At 63.1% G+C, this 3,321-nt stretch carries 3 protein-coding genes; all 3 read left to right on the top strand.

Going from position 1 to position 3,321, the window contains the following annotated elements:
• Positions 1-153 precede the first annotated feature (153 nt).
• The 3 genes from EN884_RS30475 (at position 154) to EN884_RS30465 (ending at position 3,167) form a co-directional block, all read left to right on the top strand.
• Entirely contained in the window at positions 154-477 is a 324-nt protein-coding gene (locus EN884_RS30475; protein WP_013532523.1) for a YnfA family protein, read from the top strand.
• A gap of 1 nt (position 478) precedes the next feature.
• Positions 479-1,456 carry a small ribosomal subunit Rsm22 family protein gene (locus EN884_RS30470; protein ID WP_013532524.1) on the top strand — a complete coding sequence of 326 codons (978 nt, stop codon included), beginning with the start codon at positions 479-481 and terminating at the stop codon, positions 1,454-1,456.
• A 220-nt stretch (positions 1,457-1,676) separates the two neighbouring features.
• Complete coding sequence (locus tag EN884_RS30465; protein ID WP_013532525.1) at positions 1,677-3,167, top strand: replicative DNA helicase; 1,491 nt, start codon at positions 1,677-1,679, stop codon at positions 3,165-3,167.
• Positions 3,168-3,321: the final 154 nt, after the last annotated feature.

The following is a 3,321-nucleotide window of genomic DNA, read 5'->3' as shown; positions in this document are numbered from 1 at the left end:
ATATGGGGCATCGTGAAACGGCTCCCGTCAAAAAGAGCCCGGCCGCCAAGCCGGCTCGCCGCCGCAAGGTTGCCGACCAGGAATAGCATTGCCGCTTGCCATTGCCGGCGCCGGCACTGAAAAAGGTCCCGTGACCGTCGCGGGACCTTTTTCATGACCTTTGTCCTCTATGCCGCCGCCGCTCTGGCCGAGATCGCCGGCTGCTTTTCATTCTGGGCCTGGTGGCGGCTGGAGAAGTCGCCGCTTTGGCTGCTTCCCGGCCTCGCCTCGCTTGCCCTGTTCGGCTTCCTGCTGGCGCTGGTCGACACGTCAGCCGCCGGTCGCGCCTACGCCGCCTATGGCGGCATCTACATCGTGGCGTCGCTTGGCTGGCTGTGGCTGGTTGAAGGCGTTCGCCCCGACCGCTGGGATCTTGCCGGTGCCGCGCTCTGCATTGCCGGTGCTTCGGTGATCCTTCTCGTCCCGCGGGGCGCTTGAGATGGAGTTGCCTGCCTCCCTTCGCCAAGGTGTCGAGCGTCTGCTCGAAAACGTTCCGCTGGCGGTACTCAAGCAAGCGGCAAAGACGCTGTCCGACCGCTACCGCGCCGAGTTGCGCGACGGCCGTCTGCACATGGCCGAGGATCTGGCGGTGAAGGCCTATCTGGCGACGCGGCTGCCGGCGACCTATGCCGCGATCCGTGCCAGCCTCGACGCGCTGAGCGACGCCAAGCCTGCCTTTCAGCCCAGGACCTTGCTCGATGTCGGCGCCGGCCCTGGCACGGTGCTTTGGGCCGCGACCGATCTGTGGCCCGATCTCGAACAGGCGGTGTTGTTCGAAGCCAGTGCCGCCGTGCGTAAGGTCGGCGAGACGCTTGCCGGCAACACTATTGCCGCCCAGAGCAGATGGCTGGCCGGTGATGCCACCATCGACCTTGCTGACATCGAGCCGGCCGATCTGGTCACGTGCGCTTATGTGCTCGATGAAATCGCGCCGGCATCGCTGCCGAAACTCATCGACCGGCTCTGGCAACTCACTGGCGACACGCTCCTGATCGTCGAGCCCGGCACCCCCGCCGGCTGGCAGCGCATCCTTGCCGTGCGCCGGCAGCTGATCGAGGCGGGCGCGCATGTGCTTGCGCCTTGCGCGCATCAGGCGCCCTGCCCGCTGGTCCAGCCCGACTGGTGCCATTTTTCCCGCCGCGTCGCCCGCTCGCGCCTGCATCGGCTGGCCAAGGATGCCGACGTGCCGTGGGAAGACGAGAAATTCATCTACGTCGCGGCTTCTCGCGACGGCCCCACATCACACCAGGCACGAGTTCTTGCGCCACCGAAATCCGGCTCCGGCAAGGTTCTGCTCAAGCTTTGCCAGGACGACGGCACCGCCACCGAGCGCTTGTTCACCAAGCGCGACGGCGCCGACTTCAAGTTGGCCCGGCGATTGGACTGGGGCGACAGGCTGGACAACATCGCAAAATGAACAGTGCCATTGTTCTTGCTTTGTTCCGACGAGTCAGATAGAGATCCACGCCCTGTCGAGTCAACCGGAATCGGGGCACGCGAATACTCTCCTGTGGACGATTGGTTGTTCCTGTGAACAACGGGCATCAAGGTTCTTTGGTTGGGTAGTGATGCAGAAAGGTCAGCACCGACTCATCACGTTCTGATATCGAAAGGCCGGGATTGAAATCGGGGATATCATGGCAGAGGCAGCGCGAAAATTCGGCGTCGCGGAAACACCGCTTTATCGTGAAGCGCCAAACAACATCGAGGCCGAGCAGGCGTTGCTCGGCGCCATCCTCGTCAACAACGACGCCTTCTACCGCGTCTCTGACTTCCTCAAGGCCAGCCATTTCTACGAGCCGCTGCACCGCAAGATCTATGAGGTGGCGTCCGAGTTCATCCGTATGGGCAAGGTGGCGACGCCGATCACACTGAAAACCTTCCTGCCGGCCGACGAGAAGGTTGGGGACATGACGATGGCGCAATATGTCGTGCGGCTGGCGGTCGAGGCTGTGACCGTCGTCAACGCCACCGACTATGGCCGCGCCATCTATGACCTTGCGACGCGCCGCGCGCTGATCACCGTCGGCGAAGACATGGTCAACATCGCCTATGACGCGCCGGTCGACATGGCACCCGGCGAACAGATCGAGGATGCCGAGCGGCGGCTGTTCGAGCTGGCCGAAAACGGCCGCTACGATGGCGGTTTCGAAAGCTTTTCCGATGCGTTGAAGAATGCCGTCGACATGGCCAGCGCGGCCTATATGCGCGATGGCCACCTGTCCGGCATTGCCACCGGCCTGCGCGATCTCGACCATCGCATGGGTGGCCTGCAGCCTTCGGATTTGATCATCATCGCCGGCCGCCCAGGCATGGGCAAGACGTCGCTGGCCACCAACATCGCCTACAACATCGCTGCCGCCTATGAGCCTGCCCAACAGGCCGACGGCTCCGTCAAGGCGGCCAATGGCGGCGTCGTCGGCTTCTTCTCGCTTGAAATGTCGTCGGAGCAGCTGGCCACCCGCATCATCTCCGAGCAGACCGAGATTCCATCATCGAAAATCCGGCGCGGCGATTTGACGGAAGCCGATTTCGGCAAGCTTGTCGCCTACACGCAGGAGAACCACAAGCGCCCGCTCTACATCGACCAGACGGGTGGTATCTCGATCGCCCAGCTCGCGGCGCGCGCCCGCCGCCTCAAGCGCCAGCGCGGGCTGGACCTGATGGTCATCGACTATATCCAGCTGATGCAGGGTTCATCTGCCAAGGCGTCGCAGAACCGCGTCCAGGAAATCACCGAGATCACCACCGGACTGAAGGCGCTCGGCAAGGAGTTGGGCGTGCCGATCATCGCGCTCTCACAGCTCTCGCGTCAAGTCGAAAGCCGCGACGACAAACATCCGCAGCTGTCCGACCTGCGCGAATCGGGCTCGATCGAGCAGGACGCCGACGTCGTGCTGTTCGTGTACCGCGAGGAATATTACATCAAGAACAAGGAGCCGGAGAAAGGCACGCCCGAGCATCTCGCCTGGGAGACGAAGATGATCGAGGTCCAGGGCAAGGCCGAAGTGATCATAGCCAAGCAGCGCCATGGACCGACCGGCACCGTCAGCCTTGCCTTCCAGGGCGAGTTCACCCGCTTCTCCGACCTCGCCGAGGAGCATCATCTGCCGGAAAGGTTCGAGTGACCTATTGAGACAGGTCCCATTCCTTGGCGCCCCCCTCTGTCCTGCCGGACATCTCCCCCTCAAGGGGGGAGATCGGATGGCATCGACGCTTTCGCCAATTTTTGGCGTTGAAAAGAAGGCGCAAGCGCTGAAGCTGCAAATCTCCCCCCTGGAG

Origin of the sequence: Mesorhizobium sp. M7A.F.Ca.AU.001.01.1.1, assembly GCF_004022735.1 — a bacterium.
GTDB classification, from domain to species: Bacteria; Pseudomonadota; Alphaproteobacteria; order Rhizobiales; family Rhizobiaceae; genus Mesorhizobium; species Mesorhizobium ciceri.
Note: the sequence above shows the minus strand (reverse complement) of the source record. Positions and strands in the feature narration are given on the sequence as shown.